Raw genomic sequence first — 19,972 nt, 5'->3', positions numbered from 1 at the left:
CGTACCGAGAAGCACACGTGGAGGATGGATATGGCTGAATACATCGCCCAGGGAACCGGGACGCAGGGTGTGCTGCACATCCACTCGGCTCCTGCCGCGCTCTGCCCACACATCGAATGGGCCGTGTCGTCAGTGGTGGACTCCCGTGTGGAGTTCGCCTGGACGCCGCAGCCTGCCGCGCCCGGAACCCACCGCGCCGAACTGACCTGGCGCGGCAGCCCCGGCCTGGGCGCCAAACTCGCCTCCACGCTTCGCGGGCTGGCGCATCTGCGCTTTGAAGTGACTGAGGATCCTTCGCCCGGCCACGACGGCTCCCGCTGGTCCCATACTCCGGATCTGGGCATCTTCCACGCCACTATCGACACCCACGGAAACATCATGGTCTCCGAGGACCGCATCCGCTACGCCTACGAGCTGGGCGCCGGCGACCCCACAGTGATGTACCAGGAGCTGTCCCTGGCCCTGGGCGAAGCATGGGATGAGGAGCTGGAACCCTTCCGACACGCCGCCGAAGGAGCGCCGGTGCGCTGGCTCAGCAGCGTCGGCTGAGACGGCTCGCCGCAGAATCCTCCACCTGCGGCGCTGACAACGCACAAGAGGGGGCACCCGCCGCATTATGGCGAGTGCCCCCTCTTGAGCGTGTCTGAGGTCCGTCAGCTCTCTGTCGGCAGGCGGGCGGGCCTCACACAGTCCGAAAGGCCACCACCGCGTTGTGGCCGCCGAACCCGAAGCTGGAGCAGATGCCCACCTGGTCCTGGGACCCCAGCTCCCGCGGAGCACCGGTGACCACATCCAGCGGGATCTCCGGATCCTGAGTCTCCAAGTTGATCGTCACCGGTGCTTTCCGGTCGGCCAGGGTCTTGACCGTCAGCACCGCCTCGACCGCGCCGGCGGCCCCCAGCAGATGCCCGGTCTGGGACTTGGTGGCCGATACGCAGATGTTCTCCAGATGGTCGCCGAAGGCCGCCTTCATCGCGGTGTACTCCGGAATATCACCCACCGGGGTGGAGGTGGCGTGCGCGTTGACGTGAGTGACGTCCTCGACCGCAGCCGAGGCCGAGGCCAGCGCCTTGCGCAGCGCGCGAGTAGCACCCAGGCCCTCAGGGTCCGGGGCGGTGATGTGATGCGCATCAGAGGTCACGCCTCCGCCGGCCAGCTCCGCGTAGACAGTGGCTCCGCGGGCTGCAGCATGCTCCTCGGTCTCAATGACCAGCGCACCGGCGCCCTCGCCCATGACAAAACCGTCGCGGTCGACGTCGTAGGGACGGGAGGCCGCAGCCGGATCGTCATTCCGCCGGGAGAGCGCCTGCATATTGGCGAAGGCCGCCAGCGGCAGCGGATGGATCGCGGCCTCGGTGCCTCCGGCAAGCACCACATCGGCATCGCCGTTGTGCAGCAGGTCCAGGGCCATGATCAGCGCCTCCACGCCGGAGGCGCAGGCTGAGACCGCGGTGCGAGCCCCTGCCCGGGCGCCGATGTCCAGGCTGATGGCTCCGGCTGCGCCATTGGGCATCAGCATCGGCACCGTCATCGGCAGCACCCGGCGCGGCCCCTTGTTCCGCAGAGTGTCCCAGGAGTCCAGCAGCGTCCAGACCCCGCCGATCCCGGTGGCGAAGCTGACCCCGACCCGTTCGCCGTCGAGGTCAGCCCCGTCCAGACCGGCATCCGCCCAAGCCTCCCGCGCGGCAACCACGCCGAACTGGGTGGAGCGGTCCATCCGCTTGATCTCCGGGCGGGAGAGCACCTCAGCAGGCTCAGCGGCGACTTCGGCGGCGAAGGTCACCGGCAGCTGGTACTCCTGGACCCAGTCGTACTCAAGGGTCTTCGCGCCGGAAGTTCCAGTCAGCGCGTTCTCCCACGTGGTCGGCACGTCCCCGCCGATGGGGGTGGTGGCACCGAGACCGGTGATGACGAGTCGGCGTGACATGGAGCTCCTTTCGGCGGGCTGAGATCAGCCCTGAGCGTTTGCGATGTAGTCGACGGCGTCGCCGACGGTGGTGAGGTTCTTGACCTCTTCGTCGGGGATCTTCACGTCGAACTTCTCTTCGGCGTTGACCACGATGGTCATCATCGAGATGGAGTCGATATCCAGGTCCTCGGTGAAGGACTTGTCCAGCTGGACCTCATCGGTCTCCAGGCCGGTCTCCTCCTCCACAATCTCCGCGAGGCCTGCGAGGATCTCATTCTTGTCAGCCACTGGGTTTCCTTTCGGTTGTGTGATCGGGGAATGGGCAAAATCTGCGCCGGAGCCAGCCTATGGGATCCGGATCACCTGGGCGCCGTAGACCAGGCCCGCGCCGAAGCCGATCTGCAGAGCATAGCCGCCGCGGATCTCCGGGTGCTCACTGCGCAGCCGGTGCAGCGCCAGCGGGATGGAAGCCGCCGAGGTGTTGCCGGAGTCGACGATGTCGCGTCCGATCAGCACGGTCTCGGGCAGCTTCAGCTGTTTGGCCAGTTCATCGATGATCCGCATATTGGCCTGATGCGGAACGAAGGCTGTTAGGTCCGCAGCGCTGATCCCAGCTGTCTCCAGGGCCTGCTTGGCCACCTTGGCCATCTCCCACACCGCCCAGCGGAAGACGGTCTGCCCGTCCTGGCGCAGCGTCGGCCACAGCCGCTGCTCGGGATCCATCAGCTGGGAGGCGTCCCCGCTGGTGTGGGCGTCGAACAGAGCGTCACGAAGTCGCAGCAGCGAGTTGTTCATGGAGACTGCGCTCCACTTCTCACCGTTGGAGCCCAGCACCGAGGGGGAGATCCCGGGCGTCTCCGAGGGGCCCACCACCACAGCGCCGGCGCCGTCGCCGAGCAGGAAGGAGATGGAGCGTTCATGGTTGTCGATGAAGTCGCTGAGCTTCTCCACCCCGACCACCAGCACATACTCGGCGGCCCCGGAGCGCACCAGCGCGTCTGCCTGCCCGATGCCGTAGCAGAAACCGGCGCAGGCGGCGGAGATGTCGAAGGCCGCGGCCGGAGTGGCGCCGAGACGGTGCGCCAGATCAGCGGCCGCCGAAGGGGTCTGGTAGGGGTGGGTCACCGTGGAGACGACGACGGCGCCCAGCTGGCTGCCGTCGATACCGGCGTCCTGCAGCGCCTCGCGAGCCGCGTCATAGGACATGTCCACCACTGAGACGTGCGCAGGTGCCCGACGACGGGTGACGATGCCGGTGCGCTGGCGGATCCACTCATCGGAGGAGTCGATCCACTGGCAGATCTGCTCGTTGTCCACCACTACCTCGGGCCGGTGGACGCCCAGGCCGAGCACAGCGGTCCCGGCGACGGGGGAGGTCTGGGCCAGCGGGGCGGAGGGAGCGGCTGTCACGTCAGTGGGCCTTTCGTTGTCAGGGAGCAGATCAGCGGGTGTGCTCGTCGATGAACTCTGCGGCGCGTTCCACATCCTCGGGGGAGGTGACGGCGAAGGACTCGACGCCGCGCAGGCCGCGCTTGGCCAGCCCCACCAGAGTACCGCCGGGCAGCAGCTCCAGGATGCCGGTGACTCCAGTCTCGCGCATGGTCTCCATGCACTTGTCCCAGCGGACGGGGCGGGTGACCTGATCCACGATCCTGCTCAGCGCCTCGGCTCCGGAGGAGACCCGGACGCCGTCGCGGTTGGAGAGCAGCCCGGTGCCCGGATCGGCCGGCTGAACCTGCGCCGCCTCCTGCTCCAGTGCGGTGCGCGCCTCCGCCATGTAGTCGGTGTGGAAAGCCCCGGCGACTTTCAGCGGGACGATGCGGGCGCGGGCCGGGGGGGTCTCGGCCAGCTGCTGCAGCGCCTGCTCAGATCCTGCGGCGACCACCTGGCCGGGTGCGTTCACATTCGCGGCGGCGAGTCCGGCGGCTTCGATGGCGGCCTGGACGTCCTCCTCTTTGCCGCCCAGGACTGCGGCCATACCGGTTGCTTCTGCGGCCGCGGCCTCAGCCATCGCAGAGGCGCGGACTCCGATCAGCCGCCCGGCCTGGGCGCGGGTGATCACTCCGGCCAGGGCCGCTGCGGGGATCTCACCCACCGAGTGGCCCGCCACCAGCGCCTTGGGGCCGAACGAGGCCACACGCTCCGGGCTCAGCCCCAGCGCCTGGGCGCTGAGCAGCGATGCCGCCACAATCAGGGGCTGAGCCACCGCCGTGTCCCGGATGGTCTCCTCATCGGAGCTTGTGCCGTGCACGCGCAGGTCGGTTCCGGCGGCGTCGGAGAATTCGTCGATCAGCTCCGCGGCACCCTCGGCCTGCAGCCAGGGGCTGAGCAGTCCGGGTGTCTGGGAGCCCTGTCCTGGGCAAACGATCGCTAGCACAGTCTCCACTGTCCCATCTTCCGGTGGCCGGCGTCCCCCGTGGCGGTGACCACGTCGCCCGCGGGACGTTGTAGCTTCCCTACAAATCTCATCACAGCCGTCCCAGGGCGAGTGCGGTCTGCAGAACGTAGGCGTCCCGCGGCTCCATAGGGTCCCAGCCGGTGATCTCGGTGACCCGCTTCAGGCGGTACCGCACAGTGTTGGTGTGCACATACAGCTCCCGCGCGGTGGCCTCCAAGGAGTGGCCGGCATGCACGTAGGCCTCCACCGTCTCCAGCAGGCTGTGGCCGGCCTCCGCGAGCGCCCGGTAGACGCTGCCGACCAGTGCCTGCTTGGCGTGCTGATCCCCGGCAAGGGCACGTTCGGGAAGCAGGTCTTCGGCGGCCACGGGTTTCGGTGCCCGGGTCCAGGCGGGTGCAGCCGAGCAGCCGGCGAAGACCGACTGCGCGCAGCGGGACGCCTGCGCAATGGGGCCCTCATGACGGCCGTAGACCACTGCGCCCTCGCCGAAGTGCGGCAGCATCCGCTCCAGACCCTCCTGCAGCGAGGAGACCCCGCCCAGCAGCAGGATGAGCCGGTCGCCCTGGACGCCCACCACCGCGTCGGCGGAGAACCTGATGCACTGGCGGCGCAGGTGAGACATGAACACCGCATCGGCCTGATCAGGGGCCGGCCCGATGATCACCACAATCTCGCTTTGGCTCTGCCACCCCACGGCCGCGGCGCGGGAGGCGATCTGCTCCGGCGGCTCGCCGCGCAGCACGGCGTCCACCAGCAGCGCCTCCAGGCGGGAGTCCCAGGCTCCGCGCGATTCGGCGGCGCGGGCATAGACATCGGCGATGGCGAAGGCCACTTCCCGCGAGTAGCGCAGCACGGCTTCGAGCATCAGCTGCCGGTCCGCATCGGGCATCAGACCCGGCAGGCGCTGCTCGACCGTCTCCACGATGGTGCGGATCAGCTGCAGAGCCCGCTGCAGGGAGATGGTGCGCATCAGATCGGTCGGTGCCGGTCCGAGCAGCTCGTTGACCAGCGGCAGCGACCGGGAGGCAGGGTCCTGCAGCCAGTTGACCAGGCCCTGGATGCCGCGCTGGGCGATCAGCCGCAGGGAGGCGCGCTCCTCGGTGCTGAGCTGCTTGTACCAGGACAGCTGCTCCTCCAGGTGCCTGCCCACTGTGGTGGTCAGGGGTCCGGAGTGCGCTCGCAGCACCTCCAGCGCCTCCTCGGAGACCTGTACGGCAGGAGGGAGTCTGCCGGTGTCGACGCTCATGTGAAGAGAGATTACTTTGTGCGGTCCCTACAAACAACGACGTCGGCCCCCGTCCCGCTTCAGCGGTCCAGGGGCCGACGTCATACCGACCGAGAGCGTGGCGGGGTTTCCCCACCCGCGGAACCTCTTCAGGTGTGATGGTCGGCAAGGCTTTGCCGGCCGAGAGCGTGGCGGGGTTTCCCCACCCGCGGAACCAGCGCGGAACCAGCTTAGGCGTCGCCGCCGCTGGTGCCGGAGGTTCCGGCGTTGGGGTTGGTGAGGTCGTATTTCTCCATGGCTTGGGCGGCTTTTTTGTTCTTGCCCAGCATCTGCAGGGCTCGGACCACCATGGAGTGGGCATCGATTTTGAAGTGCCGCCGTGCGGCGGCGCGGGTGTCGGAGAATCCGTAGCTGTCGGTGCCCAGGGTGGCGAACTCGTTGGGGATGAACTGGCGGATCTGGTCCGGCACGGCGGTGGTGTAGTCGGTGGTGGCGATGATCGGGCCTTCTGCGCCTTCAAGCTGGCGGGTGACGAAGGGGGTTTCGGGTTCCCGCCCGGGGTCGAGCATCGCGCTCTGCTCGACGTCCAGGGCTTGGCGGCGCAGCTGGTTCCAGCTGGTCACGCTCCACACATCGGCGGCTACGCCCCAGTCATCGGCCAGGATCTGCTGGGCCTCCAGGGCCCAGGGCACTGAGACCCCGGATGCCAGCAGCTGGACCTTCTCGCCGTCGATCTCAGCGGACTTGAGCCGGTAGATCCCGCCGATGAGCCCCTCGACGTCGAGGTCTTCGGGCTCTGGCAGGTGGGTGACCGGCTCGTTGTAGACGGTCAGGTAGTACATCAGGTTGTGGTCGCCGTCGTGGTCTCCATACATCTCATAGAGCCCGTGACGGATGATGTGGCCGATCTCGTAGCCGAAGGCCGGGTCGTAGTGCTTGACCGCCGGGTTGGTTGAGGCCAGCAGCGGGGAGTGGCCATCGGCGTGCTGTAAGCCCTCACCGGTCAGGGTGGTGCGCCCGGCGGTGGCACCGATGATGAACCCGCGGGCCATCTGGTCCGCGGCTGCCCAGAACGAGTCGCCGGTGCGCTGGAACCCGAACATCGAGTAGAAGATGTAGAACGGCACCATCGGCTCGCCATGGGTGGCGTAGCTGGTCCCAGCGGCGGTGAACGCCGCGGTCGCTCCGGCCTCATTGATCCCGGGGTGCAGCAGCTGGCCCTGGGCGGATTCCTTATAGGCCAGCATCAGCTCCCGGTCCACCGAGAGGTAGTTCTGCCCCTTGGGGTTATAGATCTTCGCGGTGGGGAAGAAGCTGTCCATCCCGAAGGTGCGGGCCTCATCGGGCACGATCGGCACGATCCGGGAGCCGAACTCCTTATCCCGCATCAGGTCTTTGAGCAGCCGCACAAACGCCATAGTGGTGGCTGCCTTCTGCTTGCCCGAGCCCTTCCTGGTCCCGGCATAGGCCTTCTCCCCGGGCAGCGGCAGCGTATTGGCGCTCACCCGGCGCTGCGGCACCGGGCCGCCGAGCTCCTTACGCCGCTGGCGCATGTAGACGATCTCCTCAGCCTCCTCACCGGGGTGGTAGTAGGGCACCTGGTAGGGGTCAGCCTCAATCTGCTCATCACTGATCGGGATGCGCAGAGTATCGCGGAACCGCTTGAGATCCTCCACGGTGAGCTTCTTCATCTGATGCGTCGCATTGCGGCCCTCAAAGCTGGGACCCAGCCCATAGCCCTTAATCGTCTGAGCCAGGATCACCGTGGGCCTGCCCTTGGTCTCCACCGCGGCCTTATAGGCGGCATAGACCTTCTGATAGTCATGCCCGCCGCGCTTGAGCCCCCAGATCTCATCGTCAGACATATCAGCGACCATCGCCTTGGTCTTCTCGCTGCGGCCGAAGAAATGCTCCCGCACAAACTCGCCGGACTCGGCCTTATAGGTCTGATAGTCCCCATCGAGGGTCTCGTTCATGATCCGCACCAGCTCGCCGTCATCATCCTTGGCCAGCAGCTGGTCCCACTCACGGCCCCACAGCACCTTGATCACGTTCCAGCCAGCCCCGCGGAAGAAGGCCTCCAGCTCTTGGACGATCTTGCCGTTACCGCGCACCGGACCGTCCAGACGCTGCAGATTGCAGTTGATCACAAAATGCAGATTGTCCAGCTTCTCATTGGCCGCCAGATGCAGCAGACCCCGGGACTCCGGCTCATCCATCTCACCATCACCCAGAAACGCCCACACGTTCTGATCCGAGGTGTCCTTAATCCCCCGGTGGTGCAGATACCGGTTGAACTGAGCCTGATAGATCGCATTCATCGGCCCCAGACCCATCGACACCGTGGGGAACTGCCAGAAATCCGGCATCAGCCGCGGATGCGGATACGAGCTCAACCCATACGGAGCCTTCGACACCTCCTGACGGAACCCATCCAGATGCTGCTCAGACAGCCGGCCCTCCAAATACGCCCGGGCATAGTTCCCCGGCGAGGAGTGCCCCTGGAAGAACACCTGATCCCCACCACCAGGATGATCCTGACCGCGGAAGAAATGATTCAGCCCCACCTCATAGAGCGTGGCCACCCCGGCATAGGAGGAGATATGACCACCCACAGCCACATCCTCACGCTGAGCCCGGTGGACCATCACCGCAGCATTCCACCGCAGAATCCGCCGATACCGGCGCTCCATCTCCTCATCACCAGGAAACTCCGGCTCCTGATCAGCCGGAATCGTGTTCACATAATCAGTAGTGGTCACCATCGGCACACCGATGGACTTCGCACCAGCACGCTGCAGCAGCGTACGAATAATGTACTCCGCCCGCTCAGTGCCATGAACCTCCACCAACTGGTCAAAAGACTCCAACCACTCAGAAGTCTCCTCCGGGTCCATATCCGGCAACTGATCAACCAGGCCACTGCGAATATGTGAGGTCTCTTCACCAGCGCTCATCGGTGCGGCACCTTTTCTTCTCGGTCGTTCGTCGGGCCCTGGGTGGCAGGGCCGACACAGTCCATTCGGGCAGCGCCCAGCGCGGGGTCTCCGCTGCGGGCGTTTTCTGACGTCACTCTACCTGCTGGCTCCGGTGTTGCACTTCCCGGGGCCTGCAGAATCCGCGTAACGTTAGGTGTGTGGAATCGAAGTACGACGCCGCCACCAATGTGGTAGACCAGACCAACCTTCTCGGCGAGCTGGGCCTGCGGCCTGACTCCCTGGTGCAGGAGATCGGAGTCGACGACGACGTCGACGACCGGCTGCGAGACGCGCTGGAGGATCAGCTGGATGAGCCCCTGATCGACGAGGACGAGCAGGAAGTTGTCGACGCCGTGCTGCTGTGGTTCCGGGAGGGCGATGACGACCTCACCGACGCGCTGGTGGATGCGCTGACCACACTGGATGACAACGGCGTGGTGTGGCTGCTGACCCCGCGCTCGGGGCGCAGCGGTTATGTGCCGCCGGTGGAGATTCAGGATGCCGCCCCCAACGCGGGACTGCATGTGACCTCCTCTGCCGGGGTGAGCGCCAACTGGGCCGCCACCCGGCTGGTGCACCGCAAGTCCTAGGCTTAAACCCCCTGATGCCGGCCCTCACCCCGCCGAAAGGCCCCGAGAGCGGTGCCGCGGCGCCCGCATTAGGGGTGCCCAACCAGTACGGGGAGCAGGTGGAGTTGCAGCAGCTGCAGGGCGGTCCGGCGCTGGTGATGTTCTACCCCTTTGCCTTCAGCCGCATCTGCGGCGGCGAGCTCGGGGAGCTGGTTCGCAGCTGGGACCGGGTGCGCCGGCTGGGGGCGCAGGTGGCCGCGGTCAGCTGCGATTCCGTCCACACTCTGCGGGCCTACGCCGAGGAGCTGCGCTCTCAGGCAGCGGGGGAGCTGGAGGGTCTGCACCTGCTCAGCGACTTCTGGCCCCACGGGGAGGTCTGCCGCCGCTACCAGGCCTTCAACCCTGACCGCGGCGCACCGCACCGGGTCAGCGTCCTGCTGGATGCCGACTCCACCGTCCGGCACGTGATCGTCTCTGCCGATGACCAGCCGCGCAGCCTGAGCCGGACCCTGCGGGCGCTGGGGGAGGCAGCCGGCGAACAGCGCTGATTCCGTCCCGGGGGCTCTGCCGCCGTAGAGTGTCAACGATGTCCTCCCGCACTTCGAGCCGGCTGATGCTGCTGGTCACAGTTCTGGTGGTGGCAGCCAATCTCCGGCCGGCCATCACAGTGGTGGGTCCCCTCATCGAAACGGTGGGCGCCGACACCGGCCTGACCCCCACGGCGCTGGGCCTGCTGGGTTCGATTCCCATCATCGCCTTCGCCGCCGTCTCGCCCTTCGTGCATCTGCTCGGCGTCCGCTTCGGGCTGGAGCGCACCATCTTCGTCTCGCTGCTGGTGCTGACCGCCGGCACGCTGCTGCGCTCGGCCTCGGGCCTGCTGCCCGGGGGTGATTCCGAGGCGGCAGGGGAGGGCTGGCTGGCGGTGCTGCCGCTGTATGCCGGCACCGCACTGCTGTCGGCGGCGATCGGTGTGGGCAATGTTCTGGTGCCAGCAGTGGTCAAACGTGACTTCCCGGACCGAGTGGCGCTGATGACCGGCGTCTATACAGCCGCCCTGGTGGCCGCAGCCGCCAGCTTCTCCGCCGCAGCAGTCCCACTGGCCGAATGGCTGGGCTGGGAGGGCGCCTTCGGCTCGGCGGCAGCACTGGCTCTGGCAGCCGCCGCGGTCTGGGCGCTGCGCGGCCGTCCCTGCGACGACGGCGCCGACGAGGTGCCGCTCAGCAGCACGCCGGCGCCCAGCTCCCTGCTGCGTCAGCCGCTGGCCTGGCAGGTCACCCTGTTCTTCGGGCTGCAGTCCACCCTGTTCTACGTGCTGCTGACATGGTTCCCGGCCGTCCAGACCTCCCACGGCATCGGTGAGGCTCAGGCCGGATACTGGCTGGGGCTCTTCCAGGCCATCGGGGTGGTGGCGAGCCTGGTGATCGGGCAGGTGCTGCAGCGCAGCCGTGATCAGCGGATCGTCGCCGCAGCAGTGGCCGGCTTCATGATCATCGCACTGGCCGGCATGATCTTGGCCCCAGCTCTGATGCCGCTGTGGGCGCTGAGCGGCGGCATCTCCTCCGGCTCGTCGCTGATGCTGGGGCTGACCTTCATTTCGCTGCGCGCATCCAGCCCCACACAGGTCGGCCGGCTCTCCGGCATGGCCCAGGGATTCGGCTATCTGCTGGCTGCCGCCGGTCCCGTTCTGGCCGGAATGCTCTACGAGGCTGTCGGTTCGTGGACGCCGGTGCTGCTGTGCGCGCTGGCGGTGGCCGTGGCGCAGCTGGTGATGGGCCTGCTGGCCGGACGAAGCGTCCAGCTGCGCAGTTAGGATGGCCACCATGGCAGCACGAGGTACCCGGCGCACGGGCAGGCAGGTGGCAGGGCAGGCGGAGGCCACCAGCTTCCGCACTGTGGAGCCGAAGAGCATTGTGCTGCTGCGCGGCCCCGAGGACTATGTGGCAGCCCGCGCCCTGGACAGAATCAAATCTGCCCTCAAGGCCGACCATCCGGACCTCGAATACACGCGGCTGGACGTCGCCGAGGCTTCCACCGGGGAGCTGACCACCCTGACCTCACCGTCACTGTTCGGCGAGCCTCGGCTGATTCTGGCTGAGGACTTGGCCCAGATGTCGGAGGCTTTCCTCGACGACGCCATGGCGTTTCTGGAAGAAGCCGCCGATGAGGAGGTCACTCTGGTGCTGCGGCACAGCGGCGGCACCCGGGGCAAGAAGCTCCTCGACGCCGTCTCCCGGGCGGCCGGTTCGGGCCGGGCAGCGGTGGTGGACTGCTCAGCGGTCAAAGGCGATGCCGACAAGCTGGACTTCGTCCGCGCCGAGTTCCGCGCAGCCTCCCGCACTATCCACCCCGACGCCGCCCGCGCGCTGGTGGCCGCAGCCGGCTCCACGCTCTCTGACCTGGGAGGCGCCTGCCGGCAGCTGATGCGTGACCTGCCCGGGGAGATCACAGCCGAGCATGTGGACCGCTACTTCGGCGGACGTGTGGAGGCCAGCGCCTTCAAAGTGGCCGACGCCGCGTTCGAGGGGCGCCGCGACGCTGCCACCAGGCTTTACCGGCACGCTGTGGCCACCGGAGTGGCGCCTGTGGCGATCACCGCAGCCTTAGCGCGCAAGGGGCGCCAGATCGCCGCCCTGGTGGATCACCGCGGCCGGACCGATCAGCTTGCCTCGGCGCTCAGCCTGCCGCCGTGGCAGCTGAAGCAGGCCGCTGAGACGGCTCGCCGCTGGACCCCGCTGGCCGCCGCCGAGGCCGTCGAGGCCATCGCCCAGGCAGATGCAGAGGCCAAAGGGGTCTCGCGCACTCCGGAGTATGCGGTCGAGCGCGCCATCGCGGCCGTGGCCACAGCTGCCGGGCGCTGAGCCTGTCAGCGGCCGCCGCGGCAGCGCCCGCCGCTCGTCGTCGAGCCGCGCTGCCGACGCCGCGCACCCACCCTGCGCTCCCGCCGCCCGCCCACGCTGCGCGCCGCCGTCGTGCCTGTGCTTCAGTGCCCGGCGGCGTCTGCTCATCCCGGTGAAATCTGCTAAAATTTAGGGCTAGTGTCTACGGCCCGCTGCGGGCCATGCACTGCCTGACGACGGAACAACAGCGTCGCGCGCTCATGGGTCCCTCTGCCTGAAGAGCCTGCGGCGAATCGCCATGGTGCCCCACACCACTGAAGTCTTCACCCGTCGCACGCGTGACAGCGCGGCTCAGGCAGCGCAGGTCATGACAAACTCGACGAAGGAACACACGTGGCAAACATCAAGTCCCAGAAGAAGCGCATCCTCACCAATGAGAAGCGCCGCCGGCGCAACCAGGCCGTGAAGTCGGAGCTGAAGACCGCGGTGAAGAAGGTCCGCACCGCCGTGGCCGCAGGCGATAAGGACGCCGCCGTCGCGGCACAGCGTGAGGCCGCGCGCAAGCTGGACAAGGCCGTCTCCAAGGGCGTGATCCACAAGAACCAGGCCGCCAACCGCAAGTCCGGCCTGGCCGCCAAGGTCCAGAGCCTCTGAGTCATCCCGACGGCGGCGGGGGAACGCGCAAGGATGTGAACCCGCCCGCCGAACCAGCCGAAGGCCCTGCACTGACCAGGTGCGGGGCCTTCGCCGTAGGATAGAACCTCAGACCACTCAGCCGACCACAAGGGGCGTGCCACACCGTGTCACCGAAGGCCAGCACTGCACTGGTGCCTGCCGCCACCGATCCCAGCGCTATCCGCAACTTCTGCATCATTGCGCATATCGACCATGGCAAATCCACGCTCGCTGACCGTATGCTTCAGCTCACCGGCGTGGTGGAGCCGCGGCGGATGAAGGACCAGTACCTGGACCGGATGGACATCGAGCGGGAGCGTGGCATCACCATCAAGTCCCAGGCGGTTCGTATGCCCTGGGAGTTCGCCGGCGAGACCTTCGCCTTCCACATGATCGACACCCCAGGTCACGTGGACTTCAGCTATGAGGTCTCCCGCTCCCTGGCCGCCTGCGAGGGCGCCCTGCTGCTGGTGGACGCCGCTCAGGGGATCGAGGCGCAGACGCTGGCGAATCTGTACCTGGCCATGGAGCATGACCTGGCCATCATCCCGGTGCTGAACAAGATCGACCTGCCCGCGGCCATGCCGGACAAATACGCCGAAGAGCTGGCTCACCTGATCGGCTGCGAGCCCGGCGATGTGCTGCGGGTCTCCGGCAAGACCGGCGAGGGCGTGGAGGAGCTGCTGGACCGCATCGTGGCGGAGATTCCGCCGCCTGAGGGCGACGCCGAGGCCCCGGCCCGGGCCATGATTTTCGACTCGGTCTATGACACCTACCGCGGAGTGGTGACTTTCGTCCGCGTGGTGGACGGCCGGCTCTCGCACCGCGAGAAGATCCAGATGATGTCCACCGGGGCCACCCATGAGCTGCTGGAGATCGGGGTCTCCTCGCCTGAGCCGGAGGCCACCAAGGGTCTCAGTGTGGGCGAGGTGGGGTATCTGATCACCGGTGTGAAGGATGTGCGGCAGTCGAAGGTCGGTGACACCGTCACCTCGCAGTCCCGCCCGGCTGAGCAGATCATCGGCGGCTATGAGGAGCCGCGCCCCATGGTCTTCTCCGGGCTGTTTCCCATCGACGGCTCCGACTTCCCGGTGCTGCGTGAGGCGCTGGAGAAGCTGCAGCTCAATGATGCCGCCCTGAACTTCGAGCCCGAGACCTCCACGGCGCTGGGCTTCGGCTTCCGTGTGGGCTTCCTGGGGCTGCTGCACCTGGAGATCACCCGGGAGCGACTGGAGCAGGAGTACAACCTGGACCTGATCTCCACCGCACCGAATGTGATCTACCACGTCACCGACGAGTCCGGGGTCACCCACGAGGTCACCAATCCCAGCGAGTTCCCCGAAGGGAAGATCGCCGAGATCCGCGAACCGGTGGTGGACGCCACCATCATTGTGCCGGCCGAGTTCATCGGCGCGGTCATGGAGCTGTGCCAGTCCCGCCGCGGCACCATGGACGGGATGGACTACCTCTCGGAGGAGCGGGTGGAGATCCGCTACACCATGCCGCTGGCAGAGATCGTGTTCGACTTCTTCGACCAGCTGAAGTCCCGCACCAAGGGCTACGCCTCCCTGAACTGGCAGGGCACCGGTGAGCAGACCGCGGACCTGGTCAAGGTGGACATCCTGCTGCAGGGCGACAAGGTCGATGCCTTCAGCGCCATCACCCACCGCGACCACGCCTACTCCTACGGGGTGAAGATGGCCACCAAGCTCAAGGAACTGATCCCGCGCCAGCAGTTCGAGGTCCCCATCCAGGCGGCCATCGGTTCACGCATCATCGCCCGCGAAAACATCCGCGCCATCCGCAAGGACGTCCTCTCCAAGTGCTACGGCGGCGATATCAGCCGCAAGCGCAAACTGCTGGAGAAGCAGAAAGAGGGTAAGAAGCGGATGAAGATGGTCGGCACTGTGGAGGTCCCGCAGGAGGCCTTCATCGCGGCGCTGAGCTCCGAGGAGGGCAACGCCAAGGACAAGGCGAAGAAATGAGCCGCCCCGAGCCATTCCCCCCGCTGAGCCCGCCCAGGCCCGGCGGCGTCGTCGTACCCCTGTCCGCGGAAGACTGATGCCCTCGGTCCTGCCACCCGGCGACCCGATGCCTGCCGACGGTTCGCTGCCCGAAGCCGTCCGGGCGGACCTGGCGTCCCGGACCGACCGGCCGTTCGGCCTGTATGTGCACATTCCCTTCTGCCAGGTGCGGTGCGGGTACTGTGACTTCAACACCTACACAGCCGAGGACTTGGGTCCCGGCGCCTCCCGGCAGTCCTATCCGGACACGCTGATCCGCGAGCTGGAGTTCGCCGCAGAGACCCTGCAGGCCGCCGGCGCGCCGCAGCGCCAGCTGGACACCGTGTTCTTCGGCGGAGGCACCCCCACGCTGCTGCCGGCCGAGGAGCTGGCACGCATACTGGCGGCAGCGCGGGAGCTCTTCGGCCTGACCCCAGGGGCGGAGGTGACCACGGAGGCCAATCCGGACACGATGACCGAAGCCTCTGCCGGTGTGCTGGCAGAAGCCGGGTTCACCCGTGTCAGCCTGGGCATGCAGTCGGCCGTTCCCCATGTGCTGGCCACACTGGACCGCACCCACAATCCGGAGAATGTGCCTGCGGCCCACCAGACCCTCCGCTCTGCAGGGCTGCAGACATCCCTGGACCTGATCTACGGCACCCCGGGGGAGAGCCTGGGGGACTGGGAGCACAGCCTGCGCAGCGTCCTGCAGCTGCGACCAGATCACGTATCGGCCTACTCACTGATCGTGGAGGAGGGCACTGCCCTGTCTGCGCAGATCAGACGCGGTGTGCTGGAGGACATTGATGCCGATGATCAGGCGGACAAATACCTGCTGGCCGATGAGCTGCTCACCGCGGCCGGCTACGCCTGGTACGAAGTCTCCAACTTCTCCACCGGGGAGGAGACCCGCTCGCGGCACAACCTGCACTACTGGCAGGACACGGACTGGTGGGGTGCCGGCCCCGGTGCGCACTCGCATCTGGCCGGGATGCGCTGGTGGAATGTGAAGCACCCGGCGGCCTACGCCCAGCGGCTGCACGCCGGAGCCTCCCCGGGGCACGGCCGCGAGATCCTCGACGACGACGCCAAAGTGCTGGAGCATCTGATGCTGCGGCTGCGCATCGCCGAAGGCCTCGAGATCGCCGAGTACAACGCCCTGCCGCAGCTGGGCCCCAGCGCCGCCGAACCCATCTCAGACCGACTGATCGCCGAACTGGTCAAGGAGGGCCTGCTGGAGGAGGAGGCGGCCCAGCCCAGCGCTGCGCACCCTGCCGGCCGCGCCGTGCTGACTCTGCAGGGCCGCCTGCTGGCGGATGCGGTCACCCGCCGGCTGCTGGGCTGAGGAGGGACCCGTGGGCCCCGGACGGCCAGCCGCCGCCTGCCCCGGCTGGGTTGATGAGCGGCCGGACGCAGGGGCCCAGACGGCCATCCGCCGCCCGCCCCGGCACGTTACGTGCCGAAAGGGCCCAAACTCAGGCGTTTTTGCCGGGAGTTCGGGCCCATCTGACACGTAACGTCGTCAGGAGGTGGGGGAGGGGACTACTGGATGAGCCGCAGGTTGAACGGATACCGATAGGGGCGGCCCTTATTGCACTCGGTGCCGCCGATCAGCCCAGAGATGGCCATGAACGCCCAGACGAAGACGCCGCCCAGGCCTGCTACGGCCGCGATGGCGGGAATGAACGCCAGGCCGTAGAACACGAGCATCACCACCGTCAGCGGCAGTGTGAAGTTCAGCGCCTCTTTCGACTCCTGGGCGGTGAAGGGGCCCCGGTCCCGGTAGACGAAGTAGATCACCAGGGCCGGCAGGCAGCCGGCGACGGCGCCGAAGTGCGACAGGGTGGCCCACCGTGTGTCCTCCTCGCGTGTGAGCATGGGCGCGGCAGCGTCCGAGCCCTTCATCCGCTGGGACGCGGTGGGGCGGGGCCCGCCGGATGCGGGCCGCTGGTTCCCGTGCTGCTGGGTCACTGAGTCGGTCGTCCTTTCACGGTGGTTGGTGGGCGCAGTCGGCCCTGAGAGGGTCCTGATCAGCGGTCCCCGTGCATCGGGAACCCTGGACAGGAGCTGGTGTCAATTTTACGGCCGGAAGCTGAATGGCGACTGACTGGGGTCCGGGGCGTGTCACACGAGGGCACAGCGGGCAGAACACGTGGCCAGCGGGGTCAGCGGCAGAGGCGCCTTGCCACCGGCTCCGCGGCTGCGGCACCTGGCCACCGGGCTCAGCGGCTGGGTGCGGTGATGAAGTCGATGAGCTCCTCGACCCGTCCCAGCAGGCTGGGCTCGAGGTCTGCGTAGCTGCGCACCTGGGCGAGGATCTTCTTCCAGCCGTGGGCGATATCGCGCTGATCGGAGTGCGGCCATCCCAGGGCCGCCAGAGTGCCGACCTTGATATCGGTGCCGCGCGGGATGTGGGGCCACTGCTGCAGCCCGAGCCGCTGCGGCTTCACCGCCTGCCAGACATCCACGTAGGGATGACCCAGGATCAGCACATTGCCTGCCGCCCCGGGCATGCGCATGGTCTCCTCGGCGATGCGAGTCTCTTTGGAGCCAGGAACCAGGTGGTCCAGCAGCACTCCCAGTCGCCGGTGCTCGTTCGGCTGGAACTCGGCGACGGCGACCTGCAGATCATCGGCGCCGTGCAGCGGCTCCACCACGATCCCCTCAGCGCGGAGGTCATCACCCCAGACCTTCTCCACCAGTTCGGCGTCGTGCGTGCCTTCCACCCAGATGCGGGAGGCCCGCGCAGTGCGGGCACGCTGCTGCTCGACTGCGAAGGAGCCGGAGGCAGTGCGGCGCGGACCCGTGCGCTGCCCAGCCGGGATCGGCGCCACCAGCTCCACCGGTTCACCGTCGATGAGGAAGCCGAAGCCCAGCGGGAAGGCGCGGACCCGGCCGCGCCGGTCCTCCAGGCGCACCACTCTGATGCCGCCGGCGGCCTCTGTGCCGACCACGGCGCCGACCCATCCGGATTCGCGCTCTTCGACCACAGTGCCGACGGCGGCCTGGGCCTGCGGCACGCGTCGGTGCTGACTTCGACGTCGTTCTGCCAGGTCCTGGGCGCCCCAGGAACTCCAGTCGGTGGGGAAGGTCACAGCGGGCGAGCCTAGCAACTCCGGTCGCCGGGCGGCGGCGGGAAACGCTCAGTCTCGCTACAATTAGCAGTCAAGTGGATCGAGTGCTAATGGGGTGTGCCAGTCAGGAGGCGAGAGATGTCAGTGACCCGACGGCTTCAGGTGCTGCGCGCGATCGTGGAGGACTATGTCCACACTCGTGAGCCGGTGGGGTCCAAGGCGCTGGTGGAGCGGCACAACCTGCAGGTCTCTCCGGCCACCATTCGCAATGATATGGCCCAGCTGGAGGAGGAGGGGCTCATCGCCGCCCCGCACACCTCCGCCGGACGGATCCCCACCGACCAGGGCTACCGGCTGTTCGTGGACAAGATCACCGAGGTGCGCCCGCTCTCGAAGGCAGAGCGGCGCGCCATGGACCTGCTGGCCGAAACCGCGGACGACTATGAGGCCATGCTGGAGCAGACCGTTCGGCTGCTGGCGATGCTGACCAACCAAGTGGCGGTCATCCAGCATCCGCAGCACTCCACGGCACGGATCCGGCACGTGGATGTGGTGCAGATGAGCCCCCACAAAGCACTGGCGATCGTCATCCTGTCCTCAGGCCGGGTGGAGCAGCGCATGGTGACGCTGTCCGAACCGGTGGATGAGGAGTCGCTGCACCGGATGGGCCAGCGGCTCTCGGAGCAGCTCTACCACCGCTCCGCATCGGCGCTGCCGCTGCCGGCGGAAACCCTGATCCAGTCGGTGGAGCAGGCCCTGCAGCCGAGCATGGCGCTGGTGGTCCATGCGGTGGAGGCGATCCTGGAATCGGGGCGGGTGGATCGCATCATCATGGCCGGGACTGCTAACCTCGCCAAGTCGGGCGGTGACCTGGGCCCCTCGATTGCGCCGATCCTCGAAGCACTGGAGGAGCAGGTGGTGCTGCTGCGGCTGCTGCATGAGATGCAGCAGGACCGCCACGGACTGTCGGTGCGCATCGGCCAGGAGACCTCCCACGAGTCGCTGGCGGAGACCTCGGTGGTCGCCGCGGAGTACGCTCCGGCCGATTCCGGCGGCGACGGCGCCAAGCTGGGCGTAGTAGGCCCAACCCGCATGGACTACGGCTCCACGATGTCCGCGGTGCGCGCCATGGCACGGTATTTGTCCCGCATACTCTCTGAAGGGTGAGAATTGACTGACTACTACGAGGCACTGGGTGTAGACCGCAGCGCGTCGACCGAGGAGATCAAGAAGGCCTACCGGAAGAAGGCCCGCAAGCTCCACCCGGACGTCAACCCCGCAGAGGACGCTGAGGAGCAGTTCAAGCTGCTCGGGCGGGCCTACGAGGTGCTCTCGGATCCGCAGAAGCGTCAGAACTATGACGCCACCGGTGACCCGGAGGGCCGGCCGGCCGGATTCGGCGGCGCCGGGGCCGGAGGCTTCGGCGGGTTCAGCGACATCTTCGAGACCTTCTTCGGCGCCGGCTCCGGCGGGGGCCCGGCCTCCCGGACCCGCCGGGGTCAGGACTCGCTCATCCGGGTGCGCATCGACCTGCGCGACGCCGTCTTCGGCACCACCAAGGAGGTGGAGGTGGAGACCGCGGTGACCTGCTCGGTGTGCAACGGCTCCTGCATGCGCCCGGGCACCTCACCGACCACCTGCCCCGACTGCCAAGGTGCGGGCCAGACCCAGCGGCCCATGCGCTCGATCCTGGGCACCGTGATCCAGACCCAGACCTGCGCCCGCTGCTCGGGCTTCGGCAACATCATCGAAGACCCCTGCCAGGAGTGCGACGGCCAGGGCCGGGTGCGCGAACGCAAGACCCTGAAGGTCAAGATCCCCGCCGGAGTGGACCGCGGCAACCGGATCCACCTGGCCGGGGAGGGCGAGGCCGGACTGGCCGGCGGACCCCCAGGCGATCTGTTCATCGAAGTCGATGTGCGTCCCCACGAGGTCTTCACCCGCCGCGGCAACGATCTGCACGCCACCGTCAGTGTGCCGATGACCGCGGCAGCTCTGGGCACCACAGTGACCCTGGAGACCTTCGACGGGATCGAGGAGATCGACGTCAGCCCCGGAACCCAGTCCGGGGAGGTCATCACCCTGCGCGGCAAGGGCGTGTCCCATCTGCGCGGTATGGGCCGTGGGGACCTGAAGGTGCACCTGAAGGTGGAGACCCCCACCAAGCTCACCGAGAAGCAGCGTGAAATGCTGCGGATGCTGGCTGAGGAGCGCGGCGAAAAGCCGGGGGAGTCCACCACTGAGCACAAGGGCGTCTTCGCCAAGCTGCGCGAAGCCTGGGAATCAATCTAGTACGACGACGCC

General features: G+C 67.5%; 18 protein-coding genes. 10 read left to right on the top strand and 8 right to left on the bottom strand.

Features of this window, described 5'->3' with window-relative positions; genetic code table 11:
- Positions 1–30: 30 nt before the first annotated feature.
- Positions 31–549 carry a DUF3145 domain-containing protein gene (locus Q1K09_RS02900; protein WP_300343058.1) on the top strand — a complete coding sequence of 173 codons (519 nt, stop codon included), beginning with the start codon at positions 31–33 and terminating at the stop codon, positions 547–549.
- Positions 550–682: 133 nt separating this feature from the next.
- On the opposite strand, the gene fabF is transcribed toward Q1K09_RS02900, so the two are convergent.
- From fabF to aceE, 6 genes are all read right to left on the bottom strand, one after another.
- Complete coding sequence (fabF, locus tag Q1K09_RS02895; protein WP_300343056.1) at positions 683–1,927, bottom strand: beta-ketoacyl-ACP synthase II; 1,245 nt, start codon at positions 1,925–1,927, stop codon at positions 683–685.
- A gap of 24 nt (positions 1,928–1,951) precedes the next feature.
- Entirely contained in the window at positions 1,952–2,197 is a 246-nt protein-coding gene (locus Q1K09_RS02890) for an acyl carrier protein (RefSeq protein ID WP_300343054.1), read from the bottom strand.
- Positions 2,198–2,254: 57 nt separating this feature from the next.
- A complete protein-coding gene (locus Q1K09_RS02885; protein ID WP_300343053.1) occupies positions 2,255–3,319 on the bottom strand; it encodes a beta-ketoacyl-ACP synthase III in 1,065 nt (354 codons plus the stop codon).
- A gap of 31 nt (positions 3,320–3,350) precedes the next feature.
- Positions 3,351–4,286, bottom strand: a complete 936-nt coding sequence (locus tag Q1K09_RS02880) for an ACP S-malonyltransferase (RefSeq protein WP_300343135.1) — start codon at positions 4,284–4,286, stop codon at positions 3,351–3,353.
- A gap of 91 nt (positions 4,287–4,377) precedes the next feature.
- Positions 4,378–5,553 carry a CdaR family transcriptional regulator gene (locus Q1K09_RS02875; protein WP_300343051.1) on the bottom strand — a complete coding sequence of 392 codons (1,176 nt, stop codon included), beginning with the start codon at positions 5,551–5,553 and terminating at the stop codon, positions 4,378–4,380.
- A 209-nt stretch (positions 5,554–5,762) separates the two neighbouring features.
- Positions 5,763–8,489 carry a pyruvate dehydrogenase (acetyl-transferring), homodimeric type gene (aceE, locus tag Q1K09_RS02870; protein ID WP_300343049.1) on the bottom strand — a complete coding sequence of 909 codons (2,727 nt, stop codon included), beginning with the start codon at positions 8,487–8,489 and terminating at the stop codon, positions 5,763–5,765.
- Between the two features lie 179 nt (positions 8,490–8,668).
- Here aceE and Q1K09_RS02865 point away from each other — a divergent pair, with 179 nt between their 5' ends.
- From Q1K09_RS02865 to hemW, 7 genes are all read left to right on the top strand, one after another.
- Positions 8,669–9,100 (top strand): DUF3052 domain-containing protein, encoded by a 432-nt coding sequence (locus Q1K09_RS02865; RefSeq protein ID WP_300343047.1) that lies wholly within the window; start codon positions 8,669–8,671, stop codon positions 9,098–9,100.
- 14 nt (positions 9,101–9,114) lie between these two features.
- On the top strand, positions 9,115–9,627 hold the full coding sequence (locus tag Q1K09_RS02860) for a redoxin domain-containing protein (protein WP_300343046.1): 513 nt from the start codon (positions 9,115–9,117) through the stop codon (positions 9,625–9,627).
- 38 nt (positions 9,628–9,665) lie between these two features.
- Positions 9,666–10,889, top strand: a complete 1,224-nt coding sequence (locus tag Q1K09_RS02855) for an MFS transporter (protein ID WP_300343044.1) — start codon at positions 9,666–9,668, stop codon at positions 10,887–10,889.
- Between the two features lie 10 nt (positions 10,890–10,899).
- Positions 10,900–11,937 carry a DNA polymerase III subunit delta gene (gene holA / locus Q1K09_RS02850; RefSeq protein ID WP_300343042.1) on the top strand — a complete coding sequence of 346 codons (1,038 nt, stop codon included), beginning with the start codon at positions 10,900–10,902 and terminating at the stop codon, positions 11,935–11,937.
- A 372-nt stretch (positions 11,938–12,309) separates the two neighbouring features.
- A complete protein-coding gene (rpsT, locus tag Q1K09_RS02845; RefSeq protein WP_300343040.1) occupies positions 12,310–12,570 on the top strand; it encodes a 30S ribosomal protein S20 in 261 nt (86 codons plus the stop codon).
- Positions 12,571–12,716: 146 nt separating this feature from the next.
- Positions 12,717–14,576, top strand: coding sequence for a translation elongation factor 4 (lepA, locus tag Q1K09_RS02840; protein ID WP_300343039.1), 1,860 nt, complete (start codon positions 12,717–12,719; stop codon positions 14,574–14,576).
- Positions 14,577–14,652: 76 nt separating this feature from the next.
- Positions 14,653–15,939: a radical SAM family heme chaperone HemW gene (hemW, locus tag Q1K09_RS02835; protein WP_300343037.1), complete on the top strand. Its 1,287-nt coding sequence runs from the start codon at positions 14,653–14,655 to the stop codon at positions 15,937–15,939.
- A gap of 197 nt (positions 15,940–16,136) precedes the next feature.
- On the opposite strand, the gene Q1K09_RS02830 is transcribed toward hemW, so the two are convergent.
- Both Q1K09_RS02830 and Q1K09_RS02825 read right to left on the bottom strand, forming a co-directional pair.
- Positions 16,137–16,565 carry a DUF4870 domain-containing protein gene (locus Q1K09_RS02830; protein WP_300343035.1) on the bottom strand — a complete coding sequence of 143 codons (429 nt, stop codon included), beginning with the start codon at positions 16,563–16,565 and terminating at the stop codon, positions 16,137–16,139.
- Positions 16,566–16,816: 251 nt separating this feature from the next.
- Positions 16,817–17,689: a DUF3097 domain-containing protein gene (locus Q1K09_RS02825; protein WP_300343033.1), complete on the bottom strand. Its 873-nt coding sequence runs from the start codon at positions 17,687–17,689 to the stop codon at positions 16,817–16,819.
- A gap of 117 nt (positions 17,690–17,806) precedes the next feature.
- Between Q1K09_RS02825 and hrcA the strand changes: the two genes are divergently transcribed.
- Positions 17,807–18,835, top strand: a complete 1,029-nt coding sequence (gene hrcA / locus Q1K09_RS02820) for a heat-inducible transcriptional repressor HrcA (RefSeq protein ID WP_300343031.1) — start codon at positions 17,807–17,809, stop codon at positions 18,833–18,835.
- Between the two features lie 3 nt (positions 18,836–18,838).
- A complete protein-coding gene (dnaJ, locus tag Q1K09_RS02815) occupies positions 18,839–19,960 on the top strand; it encodes a molecular chaperone DnaJ (RefSeq protein ID WP_300343029.1) in 1,122 nt (373 codons plus the stop codon).
- Positions 19,961–19,972: the final 12 nt, after the last annotated feature.

This window comes from Nesterenkonia sp. (assembly GCF_029265375.1).
Classification (GTDB): domain Bacteria; phylum Actinomycetota; class Actinomycetes; order Actinomycetales; family Micrococcaceae; genus Nesterenkonia.
Note: the sequence above shows the minus strand (reverse complement) of the source record. Positions and strands in the feature narration are given on the sequence as shown.

Coding starts and splice junctions, on each gene's coding strand:
- hemW (WP_300343037.1), top strand. CDS start 14,653: ATGCCCTCGGTCCTGCCACCCGGCGACCCGATGCCTGCCGACGGTTCG.
- fabF (WP_300343056.1), bottom strand. CDS start 1,927: ATGTCACGCCGACTCGTCATCACCGGTCTCGGTGCCACCACCCCCATC.
- Q1K09_RS02860 (WP_300343046.1), top strand. CDS start 9,115: ATGCCGGCCCTCACCCCGCCGAAAGGCCCCGAGAGCGGTGCCGCGGCG.
- Q1K09_RS02875 (WP_300343051.1), bottom strand. CDS start 5,553: ATGAGCGTCGACACCGGCAGACTCCCTCCTGCCGTACAGGTCTCCGAG.
- aceE (WP_300343049.1), bottom strand. CDS start 8,489: ATGAGCGCTGGTGAAGAGACCTCACATATTCGCAGTGGCCTGGTTGAT.
- Q1K09_RS02855 (WP_300343044.1), top strand. CDS start 9,666: ATGTCCTCCCGCACTTCGAGCCGGCTGATGCTGCTGGTCACAGTTCTG.
- hrcA (WP_300343031.1), top strand. CDS start 17,807: ATGTCAGTGACCCGACGGCTTCAGGTGCTGCGCGCGATCGTGGAGGAC.
- holA (WP_300343042.1), top strand. CDS start 10,900: ATGGCAGCACGAGGTACCCGGCGCACGGGCAGGCAGGTGGCAGGGCAG.
- Q1K09_RS02900 (WP_300343058.1), top strand. CDS start 31: ATGGCTGAATACATCGCCCAGGGAACCGGGACGCAGGGTGTGCTGCAC.